Source organism: Rhizobium sp. CF142 (assembly GCF_000281145.1).
In the GTDB taxonomy this organism is placed as follows: domain Bacteria; phylum Pseudomonadota; class Alphaproteobacteria; order Rhizobiales; family Rhizobiaceae; genus Rhizobium.
In genome coordinates, this window is the sequence record NZ_AJWE01000008.1 from 167,932 (window position 1) to 186,471 (window position 18,540).

Here is an 18,540-nt window from a genome sequence, read left to right on the forward strand (position 1 = left end):
TAGAGCCGGCACACAACACTGGCATTCTCCAGCATCATGATCCGACGCTTATGAAACTGCGGTTTCGACTGCTCGGATCACGAAGGCGGCACTGCCCAGAGCGCCGTTCGGCAATCAAAAGGATCGATCTGGACATAGAAAATATCCCTTTCAATGCGCAAGACATGCGGCATAGCGGCGGAATATTCGGGCCACGTCCCTGAAAGCGTTTCGGGTACCGCATCTCGGATGAATGAAACCCAGACGTCATGGACCGCTTCTGCGAAAGTCGGGTCGGTGACGGCCTGACGGGATGGCAGATGGCCCACGTCCATGCCGCTACGATACCAGACTTCGCCGACTTCCCCGCCGTGCGGCGCGCCGAGTTCATCGGCTTCGATAGGACCATAGAGATACTTGTAGACCGGCTGATGCGCCGCATGCAGCCGGGCGAAGCGTGTGGCTGGATTCTGGAAGACGAGATCACCGCCGACCGCCCTCCAGATGCCGCGCGGAGAATGATCCGGCAGGACCTCGCGGTAGCGCCGGACGATTTCAGCGCCCGTCAGACCCATGGGCAGCACGCGTTCATGCAGCAGGCGGGCCGCGAGTTTGAAATCCATCTCCGGCTGCGCCGTCGCATGGGTGACGTATTCGCCGGTCGTGCAGCCGATCATCATCGGCACGGACGCGGTCTCGCCGCGTGCGGCCGCGTCTTCGGGATGGCGCGGAAGTGAGGCGCCGTCGATCACCGGAACGAAAGGCACGCCGAGCATCGAGGCGGAACCGTCCCGCACGAAATCATGCTGTTCGTAGGATTCGTTGCAGAGATCCCGTTGCGCGACGAGAAGCTTCTCGAAGGACACGTGCCGAAGTTCAGCTTCGGTGACCTGCAAATAGTCGAGCATGCGCCTGGTGAGTTTCTGCGCGTCGCCCATCGTGGAAACGCCCGTGCTTGCGCCGCTCTGCGGTATCGCCCGGGCGAAAAGCCCATGGGCGGCGGGCATCGCCATGACCGCCGCAACCGAAAACCCGCCGGCAGAGCGTCCTGCAAACGTCACCCGCTTCGGATCGCCACCGAAAGCCGCAATGTTGTCGCGTACCCACTCCAGCGCGGCGATCTGGTCCAGAAGGCCGCGATTGTCGGGCGAGCCGTCGTTCAGGTGCAGGAAGCCGAGCGCACCAAGCCGATAGTTGACTGTTACCTCCACGATGCCGCTGGCGGCGAAAGCACCGCTCTGCAGCACGACCTCGTTTGCCGAGCCCACGGCATAACCGCCGCCATGAATCCAGACTAGGACCGGCGCGAAGCCGGTGACGGAGGGCGTGCGGATATTGACCGTCAGGAAGTCCGTGCCGAATTCCAGCGTCGAGGCGGCAGCCTTGCCGACAGGACCATAGGTCGGAATCTGCGGGCACACCGCGCTGAGCGTCTTGGCGGAGCGAATGCCGGACCAAGACGGGACGGGCTGCGGCGCCGCAAAACGCCACTCGGGGGTGATGGGGGCCGCGTAGGGAACTCCGAGAAAGGCGGCATAGCCGTTCTCTTCGAAGCCCTCAACTGTGCCCGCATTCGTTTCAACCCGCATGTCAGAGCGCCCTGCGCAGGCCGATCAGCTTCTCGACCGCGACCACCACCCCGACCGAGATCAGGATCAGGATGACGGAGAGCGCCGCGATCTGTGGATCGGTGGAATATTCGAGATAGTGATAGATTTCCGTCGGCAGGGTCGAGGCCTTGACCGATACGATGAAGAGCGAGATCGTCGCCTCGTCGAAGGAGATGAGGAAGGCGATGACGCCGCCGGCGATCACGCCCGGACGTACCAGCGGCAGGGTAATGCGCCAGAATACCATGCGCGGTGAGGCGCCATGCACGAGCGCTGCCTCCTCGATGCGGATATCGACCGACATCAAACTCATGGTGATCGTCCGCACCGTGTAGGGGATGGTGATGCCGAGATGAGCGAGCACGATGCCGGGATAGCTATCGAGCAATCCGAGCGGTGCGATCACCAGCATGATGCCGACCGCAAGCACGATATGCGGCACGAGGAACGGAGCAAGGATGAGGAAATTCATCGCCGCCTTGCCGCGGAAATTGTAGCGCGCCAGCGAGAGCGACAGAAGCATGCCGGCCGAAACCGCGACGATGCCGACGATCGCCCCGATGATGAGGCTTCGCCAGAAGGCCGAAATGAACTTGACGTTGTAAAAGACCTTCACATAGGAGCCGAAGGAGAAGCTCTCCGGCGGGAAGGCCAGATATTGGCGCGTATCGAACGAGATGATGAAGACGATGATGATCGGCGCCAATAGGAAGAGATAGAGTAGCGTGATCAGCGTGTTCCAGGCGATACGGCCAAAGAGTGCGTTTTCCTGCATGGCCGGCCTCACATTTCGAGGGCGCGCAGGGCGCGCTGATAGAGCAGGATGACACTGCTGAAGAGCACCAGCAGCATAACCGACAGGGCCGCCGCCAGCGGCCAGTTGAGCGTCACGGTCGCCTCGTTGAAGACCTCCGTGCCGAGCACGAAGACGCGTCCACCGCCCATCAGCCTCGGTGTCACGAAGGATGAAATCGCCAGGACAAAGACGAGCAGCGCCGCGGTCAGCACGCCCGGCAGGCTAAGCGGCAGGATGATGCGCGTGAACACCCTGAAGCGGTCTGCCCCGAGCAGCGCCGCTGCTTCCTCAAGCTGCGCATTCAGCCGCCCGAATCCGCTCAGCATGGCGAGAATGGCATAGGGCATCAGGATTTCGATCAGCGCGACGGTGGCGCCGAAACTATTATTGGTCAGCTTGACGACACCGTCCGTCAGCGACAGCGTCTGGAGGGTGCTATTGATGACGCCCCGGTCTCCGAGGATGACCATCCAGCCATAGGTCCTAACGACTGAAGACGTCAGAAGCGGCGCGACGGCAAGTGCGGTCAGGACGCCGCGCAAACGGCTTTCCGTGCGCACCAGAAAGAGGGCGATCGGGTAGGACAGAACCACCGCGAAGATTGCCACGTTGAAGCCGAGCAAGAGCGTGTTCCAGGCCACACGCCAGTAGAACGGGTCGAACAGCACGGCGGAATAGGATTGAACCGTCCAGTCGCCGCCGCCGAATGCGCTCATCGTAGAAGACGCGAACGAGGCTCTGAACAGCCATATCAACGGCAGGAGAAAAGTGATGAACAGAGCGAGGAGCCCCGGCAGAAGCAACATCAACAGGACGCCGCGCGGTACATTGGCCTTGGGAGACGCAGCAGCTGGGAGGGCGACCGTGCTCATGACGAGACCTGCCCGACCAGCGTCACGTCTTCCGGAGCGACGGCGAGCGTCACTTCGCTGCCCTTTTCGGGCAACATGCCGGCATGGGTCGGAAGGTCGGCCTGAAGCAGCCTGCCGCCACAGCGAACGTTGAGCGTCAGCATCTGGCCACGATAGACGATGTGCTCGACGGTGCCGGTGAAGCTGTTCGGCTGGCCGGCATTGCGAGCGAGCAGCAATCTGTGGGGTCGGATCATCAACTTGACCGTCGATCCGAGCGCAGCATCTCCGACGAAGCGCAATGCCTTGAGGCCTTCGACGACGGCAAGACCGGCCTCGGCCACCTTGCCTTCGAAGAAGGTTCCCGCACCGATAAAGGAGGCGACGAATTCGGTCTGCGGCCGGTCGAAGATCTCGCGCGGCGTGCCGATCTGCTCCAGACGACCGGCGGACATGACGGCCAGGCGGTCAGCCATCGACAGGGCCTCGTCCTGGTCGTGGGTAACGAAGATGGCGGTTACGCCCGTGCGCGCCTGGATATCGCGGATTTCGTCGCGCATCTCGTCACGAAGCTTGGCATCGAGATTGGAAAGCGGCTCATCGAGCAGCAGCAGATCCGGCTCGATCACCAGTGAGCGGGCGATCGCCGCCCGCTGCTGCTGGCCGCCGGAGAGCTGGCCGACCTTGCGCTCGCCGAGCCCAGTGAGCTTGACGAGATCAAGCGCCTTCTTGACGCGCTCCTCCCGTTCGGTCCGGCTGATCTTGCGCATTTCGAGCCCAAACGAAATGTTCTCGGCAATCGTCATGTGGGGAAACAGGGCATAAGCCTGAAAGACCATGCCCATGTTGCGCTTGTAGACGGCGATAGACGAGACGTCCCTGCCGTCGAGCCTGATAGCGCCGGACGTCGGGGCGACGAGACCGGCAATCATGCGCAGGATCGTGGTCTTGCCGCAGCCGGAAGGACCGAGCAAGGCCAGCATCTCGCCGCGCGGCAGCGAGAAACTGACGTGGTCCACGGAAGGCTTCTGGGCGCCTGGATAGGTCTTCACGAGATTGTCGATGATGACGTGATGATCTGCCATGACTGCCAGTTTCCTTCAAATGGATCAGTTGAGTGCGATGACTTCGCGGTTGATGCGCTGGATCCAGGCCGAGTATTTTTCGGCGACGAAGTTCCAGTCGAGCGACATTTGGGCGGCCTGGGCTTCCTTCGAGCCGTAGATGCGTGCGGCAACGGCATCCGGCAGCTTCACCTTGCTGTTGACTGGACCATAGAAGCTCTTCTCGGCGAAGGCCGCCTGGGCTTCCGTGCCGAGCGCATAGTTGATGAAGAGCTGGGCCGCCTCGGCATTCTTGGAATTCTCCACGAGGCCGATGGTGTTTGTCTGGCCGATCGAGCCCTCCTTCGGGGCCGCAACGCCGATCTTGCCGCCCTGCGTATCATGCAGGTATTGAGCGCGTCCGTTCCAGCAAATCGACAGATCGACTTCACCGCTCTGGATCACGGCATAGCAATCCGGCGCTGGCTCCCAGGTGGAAACGTTCGGGGCGATCTGCTTGAGCATATCTAGGGCCGGATCGATGCTCTGCTTGTAGTCGGTGCCCTTCAGCTTATCGAGGATCGGCAGCAGGATGACGCCGCGGGTATCGCCGAGCTTCGCAGCAATCTTGCCCTTGTATTTCGGATCGGTCAGGTCGTTCCAGCTGGTCGGCGGCTGCTTGACCGTGTCGGTGTTGTAGAGGATTGCCAGGTTGTCCTGCGAAAACGCGACAGCCTTGTCACCGTCGAGGCGAGCCCAGGCAGGCATCTCGTCGAGCACCTTCACCTTGGCCGGATCGAGCTTGGTGAAGATGCCGTCCTTCGCCGCCTTGATGGCGACTGCGACGTCGATCAAGGCAATATCGACTTTCGGTTCCGCCCGCTGCAGGGTGAGCAGTGCAAGCGTTTCGGCAGAGTTTTTGCTCTGCTGATAGGTCACGCTGATATCGGGATACTTGGCCTTGAAGGGGTCGATGATGAATTTTTGGTAGTTGTCGGCGAACACGCCGGAAAAGCCGACGATATTGACCGTTCCCTTGACCGAGGCGTCCTGAGCCTGGGCGCCGCCCATGAGTGCGAACAAGCCGGCCGCAACGACGCCGGCGCCGACCAGCATCCGCGAAATTCCGTTCTGCATGAATGTCGTCATGTCTGTCTCTCCAGTTTTGTGCGGGGCCTATCTTCTACCGCCGCGCAGTTCCCAGGCTCGCAAATACGAGCCCTTCTTTCCCGTAGTTCGGCAATTTCCTTCCTGCCGGCGGCAAGCGCCGGCAAGGATCATGCGGTCGGTGTCCAGGCCCTATCGAGCAGCCGCAGCCAGTTCCCGCCCAAGAGCTTCAGGATGAGATCCTCGCTCCAGCCGCGCGCCAGCATGCGGGCCGTCAGGTTCGGCATTTCGGTCATCCGCTCGATGCCCTTCGGCTTGGAAATCTTGACTGACCCGAACTCCGTAAGTTTGCGCGCCGTGCCTTTGTCCTTGTTGGCCCACAGCAGCCAGGGACCGGGACGTGGACGATCGAGCGAGAAGTCGGTGCCGATGCCGACATGGTCTTCGCCGACCAGATCGATGATGTAGGCCATGGCATCGAGGTAGTCCTCGACGGTAGCGTCATTGCCGGCGGCAAGGCCCGGCGCAAACAGGCTGACCCCGATCAGGCCGCCTTTTTCGGCGCAAGCGACGAAGAGTTCGTCCGGCTTGTTGCGTTTCACGTCTTTCAGCGCCCGAGGGAGGATGTGGGAAATGCAGACCGGGCTCTTCGACTGTGCGATGACGTCTGCGCTGGTCTTGTCGCCTACATGGCTGAGGTCGCAGAGCACACCGACGCGATTCATTTCCGCCAGGACTTCCTTGCCGAAGCCGGTAAGACCGCTGTCGACCTCCTCCAGGTAACCGGCGCCGGAATAGTTCTGGGTATTGTAGGTGAGCTGCATGATGCCGACGCCGAGATCCTTGAAGATCTCCACGTAATCGAGCTTGTCTTCCAGCGGCGAGGTATTCTGCCAGCCGATGATGATGCCGGTCTTGTTCTCGGCCTTCGCCGCACGGATGTCGACGACGGTGCGGACCGGGCGCAGGATATCGTCGTTCTCGCGCAGGAACCGCTTCCATTCCGAGACGTAACCGATGCCTTCGCGGAAATTCTCCCACAGGAGCGACGAGACGTTGACTGCGGTTAAGCCGCCGGCGCGCATTTCCTCGAATATCGGGCGGCTCCACTGGCAGGTCTGCAGGCCATCCACGATGATGGCATCGTCATGCAGCTTCTTGGCGTCCGGTTTATCGGTGGCAGGCATCACGCGGGTTCCTTCAATGCATCAATCATCTTTCGTCCGGCCTTGAGCGCCCGGTCGACGAAATCCAGGCGGTCCTGGCCCCAGAACAGCTCTTCGCCGATGACATAGGTCGGCGTACCGAAAATGCCGAGCCGCTCGGCCTCGGCGAGGTTTCCATGCCATTCGGCAACGACTGCTTCGGATTGCAGATCGACGATCAGTGCGGCAGCAGCCTCACCCGCGGTCGCAAGCGCGATGGTGCGCAGCGTGGCGAGATCGGCAATGTCTCGCTCTTCGGCCCAGAGGGCGCGCTGGACGGCGAAGGAAAAGGATATGGCGTCGAGCCCGGCATTCTGGAGCGCGATGACGGCATGCGCCGCCGGCTCGATCGTCCGGCAGGGATAGAATTTCGGTTTCAGGTTCAGCGGCATGCCGAGATGTTCCCGCCAGCGCCTAAGCTCCACCTCGTGATAGAGCTGCCGCGCGTCCGGCCGCTTGCGCAGCGGAATGCCCCCGTTCACCTCGATGATGCGGATCGGCCGCAGGCGCACTGGCGCGCCGTTGTCGCGGGCAATCGCGATCGCCTTCTGCGCCCCGAAATAGGCCCAGGGCGACGAAATGCCGTAGAAGATCTGCAGCTCCAGGGTTTGCTCATCCATTGGCACGGGTCATTTCCTCATAAATGTCTGCATCGGTCCACTCGTCGCCGAGAAGTTCGGGCGTATCGAAGCCCAGGAAGCGATCGAGGTGGTAAGCGCGATCCTCGACGAACAGCGACCGGGCCAGTCCCGTCGCAAGGCGCGTCGCTCCTTCGCTGATCGAAGGAATTCCGCTTGTGATCTTGCCGTGCGACGGAACTGCCGGAAAGGCAAAGCAGAAGATCCGCGAAATGGCGGCCGACGTCGCCGGATCGAGGCCCGGTTTCGCCTGAAACTCGAAGGCCGGCCCCAGATACGGTGTAGATCCGATCCCCGCGTGTTCCCATCCCGCCGGCGGCGTGTAGACGTCCCGCCAGAGCAGGATTTTGTCCTGCAGCGCCGCAAATTCCGGCCGCCTGGCGAAATCGACGGAAAAGCCCGTGGCGAAGATCGCCAGATCGGCCGCATAGCGCCCTTTCGGCGTCACCACCTCCACTGCACCATCGGCCTCGACCAGATCGTCGACCGGGCTTGCAACATGGAAGAATGCATTCGAATGGCGCGACACCCGTAAAACGCTGTGACGCGGCGGCGGGATCTGAGCCCACTCGCCGGCGACCATATAGGTCCATTTGTCGGCATCCGGCAGACCGAGATAACCATGCGTCATGCCCTGGCTGCCGATACCGGTGAACTTGTCGATGCGCGGGATATGAGGGCGGCGGACGAAGATATCGACGCGGGCAGCACCTGCCTCCAGGGCCGCGGCGGCATTGTCCATGGCCGAGGCGCCCGCCCCCACGACGGCAACCCGCCTGCCCTTCAAAGAGGACATGTCGATGCGATCGGCGCCATGCTTCACGAAACGCGACGGAACGCGGCTCGCGACATCCGGCAGCGTCGGTGCGCCCAGCCCATCGAGGCCGGTCGCCAGGACGACACGGCGGGCCAACACCTTCCGCACCGCCCCGTCATTGCTCAGGTCGAGCGCCACCAGGCCGTCCGGGCGGAATCCGAGGCCGGAAAGCGCGGTTTCGTTGACGACGTCGAGCCCGAGCACACGTCGGTACCAGACGAGGTATTCCATCCACATCGGACGTGGGATCAGGTCCATGTCGATATAGGCCTGCTCGCCATATTGCGCTTCGAACCAGGCGCGAAACGTCAGCGACGGAATGCCGAGCGCCGGGCCGGTCGCGTCCTTGCGGGTTCGCAGTGTCTCCATCCGCGCGTAGGTGATCCATGGGCCTTCAAACCCCTGGGGCGCGCGGTCATAAGCCCGAACGTTGGGGATACCGACTCTCTTGAGAGCCGCCAGAGTGACTAGGCCGCAAAGGCCCGCGCCGATCACCGCAACGTCCAGCACTTCGGCGCCATCGACTTCGGTCCGCGGCATCCAGCCCTTCGGTGGTTGATTCAGCCACAAAAGGTCGAGTTCGAGGCGCCGTTCGAGCGCCTCTAAGTTCGTTGGCCGATTTTGGTCGCGGGTTCGCATCAGATTACTTTATTATGTGTAATTGACATAGATATGCCGCCATGATGCGACATTAGAAATTTAACTCATTCCCCGAACTATGCAAGCATGGTGGGCGCGCCGAACCGCCGCCAAGGGAATTCAATTTTCAAGAATGCGTAGAATCGCAAAATCGGTCCGCGACTAGGTCGGTGTCGTTACAGGCGGGGCGCGAACGAATCCATGCAGCATCAGATCAATAGTTATGCCGGATAAATCGCAGGCTAACCGTCCAGTCCATCGATCGCCCGCGAGAATTTAATCGAGACGCCAGCCTGTTCCTCGCATCTAGTCTGACCGATGCGGCGGGCTCGAACCACGGCAGTCGCGAAAACTGAATGAATATTCTATCAAATCTATAGAGAAAGAGAATAACCCGTCTTTCTCGTGCAGCGGTCCATGCCTTAGTTTGCTGCAGATCGAAACATCAGGGCGCCATCGGCCGCCTTCGCGACAGAACCATAAGTTCAAGGGATCGGACGAAACATGCTGAGACGACATTCGACATCGCGGTTTAAGCGCCTGGCCGCGGCAATCGCTTTTTCATCCTCATTCCTTGCAGGTATTCCATCCACAGGCTTCGTCGGGGAAAGCTACGCTCAGGCCGATGACCGAAAGACCGTTACGATCAAGGACGAGCTCGGTCGCGAGGTAACGCTGCCGGTTCCTATCAAAGCCGTCTATCCCGATCTGTGGTATCAGACCGAGATCGTCCGTGCGATTGGCGCCGGCAAGTCCATCGTTGCCGTCGATCAAACTGCCGATCCCAGCAAGAACCCGGCAAACAAGGACTACTTTGCGGAATTTGCCAACGTACCGGATGCCGGAAACTTCAACGGACCGAATTGGGAAACGATCGCCAGTTCAGGAGCCGAAGTATTCTTCGCTCGCCGTAACTCTCCCTGGCAGGACGCCGAACAAAAGCTTAAACCGTTTGGCATCCAAGTCGTGGTGGTCAGCGCATGGGATCCCAAGGTGCTCCGCGCGCAACTGCCGAATGTCGGCAAGATTTTCGGTGCCGAGAAAGGCGCGACGGATCTCGCACAGCTCTATGACGATATCGACAAGGTGCTGACGGAACGGCTGAAGGGCGTTGAACCCAAGAGGGTCTATTTCGAGAACAATGCCGATTTTGTCACGTCCGTGCCCGGCTCCGGATGGCATGACACAATCGTGCTGGGAGGCGGCAAAAACATATTCGGTGACATTAAAATCGGCAATACCGGCAGTGCCTCGGTTCATCAATACACGGTCGATCCCGTCGAGATCATCAATCGCAATCCGGACGTCATCATCCATAACGGTGTCGACGGCCAGGCCTCCGGCTACCAGGCCTGGGATAAGACGCTGCTCGAAGGTGAGGCGCAGCGGATCGTCAGCCGACCAGGCTGGGACGCGATCAAGGCCGTTCAGGACAAAAACGTCTTCGTCTTCAATAATTTTCTTTATTCGGCACTGGGCAAGCAGCTCGGCGCGCTCGTCGTCGCCAAATGGCTCTACCCCGATCGTCTCGCGGATGTCGATCTCGACGCGTATTTCGCAAGGTGGCTGGAGCCCCAGGGCGTGAAGGCAAAGCCTGCCGCGGACTACCTCTACAAGCTCGGCGGATAACCGCAGATCAATCCGAGCCAAGGCGCCACGCCGATTGTTGAGGAAGACAATGAGTTCGACACAGACTGAACCCTCTCTTGCCGGCCTCCCGGACAAACAGCCGAGCAGGTCCGGCCGTGCCGGCGACCGCTATACCTCTCAAAAATGGGCGATCGCCGTGGGAGTGGCAGCGGTGATCGTCACGGCGCTCATCGGCATCCAGATCGGCACGTCAGGCGCGACGCTCGCCAATGTGCTTGAAACTTTCTGGGCGAAGCTCGCCGGAATCCCTGCCCCGGATCGGGCGACGTTGCAGATTCAGAATATCATCTGGGAGCTGCGCGTGCCGCGTATTGCGCTGGCAATCCTCGGTGGGGCGGCTCTTGCGGTCGCCGGCACCCTGTTCCAGGGACTGCTTCGCAATCCCCTGGTCAGCCCTTACACGCTCGGGATCGCGCCAGCTGCAGCCTTCGGCGCATCTCTCGCCATCGTCGTGTTCGGTGCGACAGCCGGGAGTGCTGCCGTCTCCCTGGTGGTCGGCGCGCTACTATTCTCTTTCCTCAACACGGCATTGGTCCTGACGCTCGCTTCGACACGCAACCTCAATGCCACAACACTCATCCTCGTCGGCATTGCGCTTTCGCAACTGTTTGGGGCTCTGACCGCATGCATCCAATATTTTGCCGCAGATGAGATCCTGGCCGCGATCGTTCGCTGGACCTGGGGGTCCGTCAACAATTCCGCATGGTATCAGGTCCTCGCCCTGCTTGCTCTATTGGGTGTGACCTTTCCCTATATCCGTTTCCGCAGCAGCGCGCTGAACGCGATCGCATTCGCCGGTGACGACTCCGCAAAAAGCCTGGGCGTTGCAGTGTCCAGGGTGCGGTTCGAAACCATCGCAATCGCTGCCACGCTAACCGCCGTCACCATCGCGTTCACCGGGATTATCGGCTTCGTCGGGCTTGTCGCGCCGCATATCGCGCGCCTGGTGGTCGGGGCCAATCATCGCTTCCTGATCACCTTCTCCGCCATCATCGGCGCACTGCTGCTCGTTGTATCGGATGCGGTCGGCAGGCTGGTGATCATACCCGGCGTCATCCCTGTTGGCATCATCGACGCTTTGGTCGGCGCTCCAATCTTTCTCTATCTGATCCTCACGCGACAAAAGGCGATCGAATGACCCTCAAGATTGACTCTCTCGTCGTCGGCTATGGGAAGAGGACCATTGTTAAAGACGCCTCTCTTCAGATCGGAAAAGGCGAACTCGTTGGGCTCCTGGGCTCAAACGGCTCAGGTAAATCAACGTTGATCAAAACCATCGCCGGCATCAACACGAAGACGAGCGGCACCATCAAATGGAACGGGACGACGGATCTGGCAAAATTTCCCCGGCGCGATCTGGCGAAGATCGTTGCCTACGTTCCGCAGTCTATCAGCCTCTCTTTCGGGCTCGATATCAGGGAGGCCGTTCTGTTGGGACGTACACCTTATTTTGGCACGCGACCGCGGCAAGAAGACTGGGATCACGTCGAAGCGGCGATGAAACTGCTCGGCCTCGACGAGCTCGGCGATCGTGCTGTGACCGAACTATCGGGTGGTCAGGGGCAACGTGTGCTGATTGCCCGTGCCCTGGCACAGGATCCTGAGATCTTGCTCCTCGACGAGCCAACCAGCGCGCTCGACATCCGCTACCAATGGCAGACCCTTAGTGTTGCGCGCCAGGTCACACGGGACAAGAACGTTGCCGCAGTCATCGCCATTCATGACCTGAACCAGGCCGCCCGCTTCACGGACCGGGTCGTTTTCCTTCACGAGGGCGAAGTCATCGCCGAGGGACGACCGGCCGACGTCTATTCTGTCGAACTGATCAAAAGGATTTACGGCGTCGACGTCGAACTGTCGACCTACAAGGGATTTGTCCAGGTGCACCCGCTGTCAGAGCACGACGCTGCGCATCGAGGCCCCGTACTGTTTCCGTCTGCGCTTGCAGTCGATCCCGAGCAGCGGCGGCTCGAGCTCCAAGGCCGTTACACCGCCTAAACTAATTTCGAGGACACCGACATGACGAACAAATGGGGAAACCGCCAGAGTGAGCGCGGTGCCGGATTGGTTCTGGGTCTCCTACTTGGTGGGACAGGGCAGACGAAGAAGCCGGGCACCAACGGGTCGACCGACAACTTGCTCGACATCGACGCTTATATCGAGCAGGCCCAGCAGGCAGAACGCGGCAAGATTCACACGATCTTCCTCGCTGATGCGCTTGTGACGAGCGAGACGGCGCCAAAGCCAGGCCTGGAGCCTGTTACACTCCTCAGTGCGCTCGCTGCCAAGACATCGAGGATCGGTCTTATCGGTTCGATATCCACCTCCTTTACGGAGCCCTACAATCTTGCCCGTCAAGTTCTATCCCTTGATCACATCTCGCGAGGCCGCGCCGGCTGGAACTTGGTAACGTCTTCGGCTGGCGAGAAGAACTTTGGCAAGACATTGCCGGCGCATGACGATCGTTATGCCGTCGCGGAAGAATTCGCTGACGTGGTTCAAGCACTTTGGCAAAGCTGGGAACCCGACGCGGTGACCTACGACACGCACGGACGCCAGTCGGTGGATGCGAAGAAAGTTCATCGGATCGATTGGGTGAGCGACAATTTCAATATCCAAGGTCCGCTGAACGTGTCTCGCAGCCCGCAGGACAAACCAATCCTCGCCCAGGCGGGCTCCTCCGCGGAAGGTCGTCAGCTGGGAGCCCGCATCGCCGACGTCATCTTCACGACGGGCTTGACGGACGCCGAGCCGTCGATCGAGCTCTACAAGGACTTCAAACAGCGCGCGTCGGGCTTCGGCCGCTCACCCGATGCCATCAAGATCCTGCCAGGTGTTGCGCCGGTGATCGGATCGACGGACGAGGAGGCAAAGCGCTTCTGGCAGAAGATAATCGATGAGATCGACTTCGAGGAGGGCCGCAAGTCACTCGCCGGCCAGTTCGGCGGCATCGATTTCGAAGGCATCGACCTCGATGCGCCGATCCCTGTCGACGAACTTCCACAGACCGCTGATGTGCAGGGGCGACGCTCGCGTTTCGGGGTTTTCCGTAATCTCATCGAGAGTGGCAAGGTCCGGACCGTGCGCGATCTGATCATTTACCACTCCAGCGGCGCCGGCCATTGGTTTCCGATCGGTTCGGTCGAAAACATCGCAGATCAGCTTCAGGATCGATACGAACGTGGCGCGACCGACGGGTTCAACTTCCTCGCCTTCACGCTGAAATATGAACTCGGCCTGTCGGCCGTGACCGACCACCTGATCCCCGAATTACAGCGACGGGGGATCTTTCACCGGGACTATCAGTACGAGACGTTGAGACAGAATCTCGGTGTCTGAATTCACCTTAACCAAGGCTGCCTGCACCTCATTACCCCGGCTGGGCAGGGATAAAATTCTACAATTTCTATAGAAAAAGAATGACCTGTCTTTCTGCGGCCGCGTGGTCGCGTTAGCATTCCCACATGATCCGATGAAGCAACATGGGGTAATCAAATGCCGACCGAATTTATCAGCATCACTTTTCCGAACGCGTCGACCGAGATCAATCCTCTGGAGAATCCGGCGCTCGACCCGCAATTCATCGAGCGCTACGCGCGTTCGCTCGACGATTACGGCTTCAACTACACGCTCATTCCCTATGATAGCGCATCCTTCGATCCTTTTACTATCGGTGCGACCGTGGCGGCGCACACGAAGAACCTCAAGATCATCATCGCTCTTCGTCCCAACACCATCTATCCAACCGTTGCGGCAAAATCGCTCGCGACGCTTGATCAACTGAGCGGCGGGCGCGTCGTCGTCCACTTCATCGCTGGCGGAAGCGACGAGGAGCAGGCCAAGGAAGGCGATTTCCTCGACAAACGTCAGCGTTATGAACGGCAGGAGGAGTATATCCGCATTCTGCGTCGCGTCTGGCAGTCGAGCGAACCTTTCGACTTCGATGGCAGCTACTATCAATTCAAGCAGTTTCACAGCCGGGTGCGTCCGGTCAACGGCACCATCCCGGTATCGGTCGGCGGCTCCTCTGACGACGCCTACCGCATCGGCGGCGAGCTGGCCGATATTTTCGGGCTGTGGGGTGAACCGCTGGCGGAGACCAAGCAGCAAATCGATCGCGTCTACGCCGAAGCGGCACGCGCCGGACGCAAGGATCGTCCGCGGATCTGGGTCACCTTCCGGCCGATTATTGCGGAAACGGACGAGCTTGCCTGGGCCAAGGCTCATCGCACGCTCGACTTGTTGAAGGAAAATCGTGCCAAAGGTCTCGGCAAGGTTCCGCCGACCGCCCCTTCTCCGCAGAATGTCGGCTCGCAGCGCCTGCTGGAAATCGCCTCGCGCGGCGATGTGCACGATCGGGCTCTCTGGTACCCGACGGTGACGGCGACCAATGCGCGCGGCGCGTCCACTGCCCTAGTCGGGTCGCCGCAAACCATCGCGGATTCCATCCTCGACTATGTCGATCTCGGCGCCGACCTGATCTCGATCCGCGGTTATGACAATCTGAATGATGCGATCGACTACGGCCGCTATATTCTGCCACTCGTCAGGGCGGGTCTGGCGGAGCGAGAAGCCCCGAAACAGGCCGTTGCCTAAGCTCCGTCAGCAAGCGGATCACCGACGTGCTCGCGAAGATCAGCCATCGCGCGGAGAGCGTGATGGCATTTCCCGCCGCCTTTAGAGAGGCTGAAGAAAATTGCCTTATAGCACCAATGACTTGGCGGACGTGACCAGCCAGCTGGCGGCCGCAGCCCCCGCAGCGGACGCCTCTGGCGCCTTTCCCTGGGCAGGTATCGAGGCCGTTCATGCTTCCGGCCTTCTCGAAAGTACGGTGGCAGCGCGGTTCGGCGGGAAGGGAGCGAGTGTTGCCGACGTTGGGCGAATCCTCGCAGCGCTTGGCCGGGGTGATCCTTCCGTCGCCCTGATCAGCGCGATGACCATCTTCACGCATCTCGGCCAGGCGGCAACCAACCGCTGGCCGGAGCCGCTTTACCGACGACTGCTCGACGACGCCCGGGATCGTCCGATCCTGTTGAACGCAGCGCGGGTCGAGCCCGAGCTTGGCTCCCCCGCTCGTGGCGGACTGCCCCACACGTTGGCGCGCCGTACCGCCGGTGGCTGGGCGATTTCCGGTCGCAAACGTTTCGTCACCGGTGCGCTCGGCCTCACCCATTTCCTGGTCTGGGCTTGTACCGATGAAACGCCACAGCGGGTCGGCACTTTCATCGTTCCATCGACACGTCCCGGTATTACCGTGATCGAGAACTGGAAGAGCCTGGGAATGCGGGCAAGCGGCTCGCACGACGTCGAGTTCAAGGACGTTGAGGTGCCGCTCGAAGACGTCCTCGATCTGGTCGACATCTCCGCAGGCGCGCAGGACAATCGCGCCCATGCCGCCGCATCCGTTGCGCTGACCGCCATCTATCTTGGCGCAGCCGAAGCTGCCCAGGATGCATTCATCCGCTTCGGCCACGAACGCATCCCCGCCAATCTGGGCGTCCCGATTGCAAGGACGGACAGGTTCGTTTCTGCAGCTGGCGAGATTGACCTCCTCGTGGGTGGCGCGAGACAAATCCTGTTCAATGCGCTCGACCATTCACTGGATGAAGCGGAAACTCTCATCAGGGCTCGCCTTCTCGCAGCTCGCAACATACGCGACGCTGTCCAGCTTGCCGTTCGCACGCTTGGAAATCCCGGTCTCAATGGCGATTTGGGCATCGAGCGCCATTTCCGTGACATCCAATCGGTTCTCGTCCACGCGCCCCAGGAAGACACTTCGGTTTCGATCCTCGGCCGCTCGGCATTCGATCGGTGGAACCGGACAAACGAGGAGAAGCAGCACTCCTTCAGCGAGGAAAAAACTGCCGAGGCAATCTCCGGCTCCCGGCGGGCAGAAGGCACACGAGAACTCCTGAACGCGATTTCCGGAAGGCGAGCATGACGCGCTACATCATCATAGGTGCAGGCGCTGTCGGCGCCAGCCTTGCCGCGCAGTTCGAGCTCTCAGGCCTCGACTATGCGCTCGTCGGCCGCGGCGCCCAGATAAGACATATTATCGATCGTGGGCTGACCTACCAACGGCCCGCCGGGACGCGGCAGATCCGGCTCAACGCATTTGATACGGCCCAGCCACCACCGCTACGGCAAGACGACATCCTGCTGCTGACAGTGAAATCTCAGGACGCTGCAGAAGCGCTTGCCTTCTGGTCCTGGCGGGCGCTCGAAGGCTCTGAGACACTGACAGCATCCGGCCTGCCGATCGTCACATTTCAAAACGGCCTGGCGACGGAAGCGGCAGCTCTTAGACTCTTTGCGAACGTCTACGGGGCCAGCATCTTGACGCCTGCCCGATTCACCGAGACCGGAAAGGTCGTGGTCGGCGGCGACCCCAAGGTGGCCATCGTCACCCTTGGCCGCTATCCTCATGGCGCGGATGAGACGGCTGCCCGCCTCGTCGCGGATCTCGTCCGATCCGATTACATTGCCGAGACCAGCAGCGATATTCGCCGGTGGAAGGCGGCGAAGCTTCTCCACAATGTCCGCAATGTGCTGGAGCTCTTCGATGGCGCGGAAGATGCGCGCGCAGCATTCAGTGCGGCTCTTGTCGAGGAGGCTGAAGCGGTGCTCAAGGCAGCGGGTTATTCTTTCGCGTCGCCCTCCGAACGTACGGTCAGCATAGTGAATTGGAAGATCGCCGAAAACTCAGGCATTCGGCCCGGCCAGCAGTCGACCTGGCAGAGTTTCACGCGCGGTGCGTCGAGCGAAGTCGATTACTTAAATGGAGAGATCGTTCTTCTGGGGCGCCTGCATGGGATAGATACACCCTTCAATCAGGCTGCCCAGGAAATCGCCGGATCCGTGGCGCGACAAGGTGGCTTCACGACGCTCCTTCCTTTCGCTAGTCTGCGTCGGCTTGCCGAGAACCACCTTTCTTTCTCCACCCTTAGCCATTCGAGGCCGAAAGCACATCAAACGGACTAGTCCCGGGGTGTTGCATGAACGGCATCCGGACCGACACAATGAAAATATCCGAGCATATCCTGACCACCGCTGGCGCCCTCTTCTACAAGGAGGGCATTCGCGCCGTGGGCATCGACCGCATCGTCGACGAAGCCAACGTCGCCAAGGCAACCCTCTACAGACATTTTCCGTCCAAGGATCATCTTGTCGCAGCCTATCTCAAGGAGCGTCACGAACGCGTCCTCCTTCAGCTGAGAGAGGTCACGTCCATCGTCGCGCTCCTGCCACGTGACCAGATCGCCTTGATTTTCGAGCGCCTGTTCGAAAAGGCCGACAGTCCCGAGTTTCGCGGCTGCGCCTTTGCACTGGCGGTTGCCGAACACGGAGATTCCGAGCGAGTCGTTTCTATCGCTCGCGAGCACAAGAATGCCGTGCGCGACGTCTTCCGCTCCATCATGTCGGCTGCCAGGTGTTCGACCGAACAGGCTGCCGCCCACATGTCGCTACTTTATGAGGGAGCGCTGGCGACGGTCGCCGTCGGCCGCGATCCCCAGGCCGTTCTGGTGGCGCGTGATTGCGCGCTGTCCGTCTTTGATGTGGCCACCGGCCAATTTATCCCATCCGGAGGAAAGCCTTATGACCAAAACCATTGATTACTTTTTCGGGATTGGGTCGCCATGGTCCTATATCGGCCTTGACCCATTTGTCGAGCTCGCGTCACGATCCGGCGCCGAAGTCCGCCCCTATCTTATCCCATTGATCGTCGAAAATGGTGCGATCTACTCGCGTGATCGGCCCGACGCCCGTCGCGCATACTGGGTAAAGGATCTCCGGCGCTGGGCGGCTCTTCGTGGCAAGACGCTCGACTTCACGAACCGATCAGCGCTCTCCGACCCCACTCCTGCCGGCTTTCTTGTGCTCGCGGCACAGCTTGAAGGACTGGACTGGGTTGGGCTCACCCGAGCGCTGCAGCAAGCCTTCTGGAGTACCGGCGCCGATATCGGCAATGCGGATGTGCGAAAGGCAATTGCCGATGCGGCCGGATTTGACGGTGCAGCACTCGAAGCGCGCACCGCGCTTCCCGATATTTCCGAACTCTGGAGCGGCAATCGTGACGTTGCAAAGGAGGCCGGTGTCTTTGGTCTTCCGACCTTCCGCTATGAAGGCGAGCTCTATTGGGGACAGGACAGCCTTCCTTTCCTGGAGCGTCATCTGTCGGGCGAGAAACTGGTGGCCTAGCCTATC

General features: G+C 60.6%; 17 protein-coding genes. 9 read left to right on the forward strand and 8 right to left on the reverse strand.

Annotated features, from left to right (window positions below):
- Window positions 1–77 precede the first annotated feature (77 nt).
- The 8 genes from PMI11_RS01980 to PMI11_RS02015 all read right to left on the reverse strand — a co-directional run bounded on the left by PMI11_RS01980 (window position 78) and on the right by PMI11_RS02015 (window position 8,685).
- On the reverse strand, window positions 78–1,568 hold the full coding sequence (locus PMI11_RS01980) for a carboxylesterase/lipase family protein (protein ID WP_007812743.1): 1,491 nt from the start codon (window positions 1,566–1,568) through the stop codon (window positions 78–80).
- 1 nt (window position 1,569) lies between these two features.
- Window positions 1,570–2,364 carry an ABC transporter permease gene (locus PMI11_RS01985; RefSeq protein ID WP_007812745.1) on the reverse strand — a complete coding sequence of 265 codons (795 nt, stop codon included), beginning with the start codon at window positions 2,362–2,364 and terminating at the stop codon, window positions 1,570–1,572.
- Window positions 2,365–2,372: 8 nt separating this feature from the next.
- A complete protein-coding gene (locus PMI11_RS01990; protein WP_007812747.1) occupies window positions 2,373–3,257 on the reverse strand; it encodes an ABC transporter permease in 885 nt (294 codons plus the stop codon).
- On the reverse strand, window positions 3,254–4,321 hold the full coding sequence (locus PMI11_RS01995) for an ABC transporter ATP-binding protein (protein ID WP_007812748.1): 1,068 nt from the start codon (window positions 4,319–4,321) through the stop codon (window positions 3,254–3,256). The genes PMI11_RS01990 and PMI11_RS01995 overlap by 4 nt, the downstream gene beginning before the upstream one ends.
- Window positions 4,322–4,345: 24 nt before the next feature.
- On the reverse strand, window positions 4,346–5,428 hold the full coding sequence (locus PMI11_RS02000) for an ABC transporter substrate-binding protein (protein WP_007812751.1): 1,083 nt from the start codon (window positions 5,426–5,428) through the stop codon (window positions 4,346–4,348).
- A gap of 128 nt (window positions 5,429–5,556) precedes the next feature.
- Window positions 5,557–6,573, reverse strand: coding sequence for a dipeptidase (locus PMI11_RS02005; RefSeq protein WP_007812754.1), 1,017 nt, complete (start codon window positions 6,571–6,573; stop codon window positions 5,557–5,559).
- Window positions 6,573–7,211, reverse strand: a complete 639-nt coding sequence (locus PMI11_RS02010) for a 2-hydroxychromene-2-carboxylate isomerase (protein ID WP_037070543.1) — start codon at window positions 7,209–7,211, stop codon at window positions 6,573–6,575. The genes PMI11_RS02005 and PMI11_RS02010 overlap by 1 nt, the downstream gene beginning before the upstream one ends.
- Window positions 7,204–8,685 (reverse strand): FAD-dependent oxidoreductase, encoded by a 1,482-nt coding sequence (locus PMI11_RS02015; protein ID WP_037070544.1) that lies wholly within the window; start codon window positions 8,683–8,685, stop codon window positions 7,204–7,206. The genes PMI11_RS02010 and PMI11_RS02015 overlap by 8 nt, the downstream gene beginning before the upstream one ends.
- A 504-nt stretch (window positions 8,686–9,189) precedes the next feature.
- Here PMI11_RS02015 and PMI11_RS02020 point away from each other — a divergent pair.
- The 9 genes from PMI11_RS02020 to PMI11_RS02060 all read left to right on the forward strand — a co-directional run bounded on the left by PMI11_RS02020 (window position 9,190) and on the right by PMI11_RS02060 (window position 18,534).
- Window positions 9,190–10,314 carry an ABC transporter substrate-binding protein gene (locus PMI11_RS02020; RefSeq protein WP_007812761.1) on the forward strand — a complete coding sequence of 375 codons (1,125 nt, stop codon included), beginning with the start codon at window positions 9,190–9,192 and terminating at the stop codon, window positions 10,312–10,314.
- Between the two features lie 49 nt (window positions 10,315–10,363).
- Window positions 10,364–11,473, forward strand: a complete 1,110-nt coding sequence (locus PMI11_RS02025; RefSeq protein WP_007812763.1) for a FecCD family ABC transporter permease — start codon at window positions 10,364–10,366, stop codon at window positions 11,471–11,473.
- Window positions 11,470–12,333 (forward strand): ABC transporter ATP-binding protein, encoded by an 864-nt coding sequence (locus PMI11_RS02030; protein ID WP_007812766.1) that lies wholly within the window; start codon window positions 11,470–11,472, stop codon window positions 12,331–12,333. Before PMI11_RS02025 ends, PMI11_RS02030 begins: the two co-directional genes overlap by 4 nt.
- A 21-nt stretch (window positions 12,334–12,354) precedes the next feature.
- Complete coding sequence (locus tag PMI11_RS02035; RefSeq protein ID WP_007812768.1) at window positions 12,355–13,674, forward strand: NtaA/DmoA family FMN-dependent monooxygenase; 1,320 nt, start codon at window positions 12,355–12,357, stop codon at window positions 13,672–13,674.
- A 156-nt stretch (window positions 13,675–13,830) separates the two neighbouring features.
- Window positions 13,831–14,931 (forward strand): LLM class flavin-dependent oxidoreductase, encoded by a 1,101-nt coding sequence (locus PMI11_RS02040; RefSeq protein WP_007812770.1) that lies wholly within the window; start codon window positions 13,831–13,833, stop codon window positions 14,929–14,931.
- Window positions 14,932–15,031: 100 nt separating this feature from the next.
- Window positions 15,032–16,276: an acyl-CoA dehydrogenase family protein gene (locus tag PMI11_RS02045; protein ID WP_007812771.1), complete on the forward strand. Its 1,245-nt coding sequence runs from the start codon at window positions 15,032–15,034 to the stop codon at window positions 16,274–16,276.
- On the forward strand, window positions 16,273–17,316 hold the full coding sequence (locus PMI11_RS02050; RefSeq protein ID WP_007812774.1) for a ketopantoate reductase family protein: 1,044 nt from the start codon (window positions 16,273–16,275) through the stop codon (window positions 17,314–17,316). Before PMI11_RS02045 ends, PMI11_RS02050 begins: the two co-directional genes overlap by 4 nt.
- A 38-nt stretch (window positions 17,317–17,354) precedes the next feature.
- Window positions 17,355–17,948, forward strand: a complete 594-nt coding sequence (locus PMI11_RS02055) for a TetR/AcrR family transcriptional regulator (protein ID WP_007812776.1) — start codon at window positions 17,355–17,357, stop codon at window positions 17,946–17,948.
- Window positions 17,932–18,534, forward strand: coding sequence for a 2-hydroxychromene-2-carboxylate isomerase (locus PMI11_RS02060; protein ID WP_007812778.1), 603 nt, complete (start codon window positions 17,932–17,934; stop codon window positions 18,532–18,534). The genes PMI11_RS02055 and PMI11_RS02060 overlap by 17 nt, the downstream gene beginning before the upstream one ends.
- Window positions 18,535–18,540: the final 6 nt, after the last annotated feature.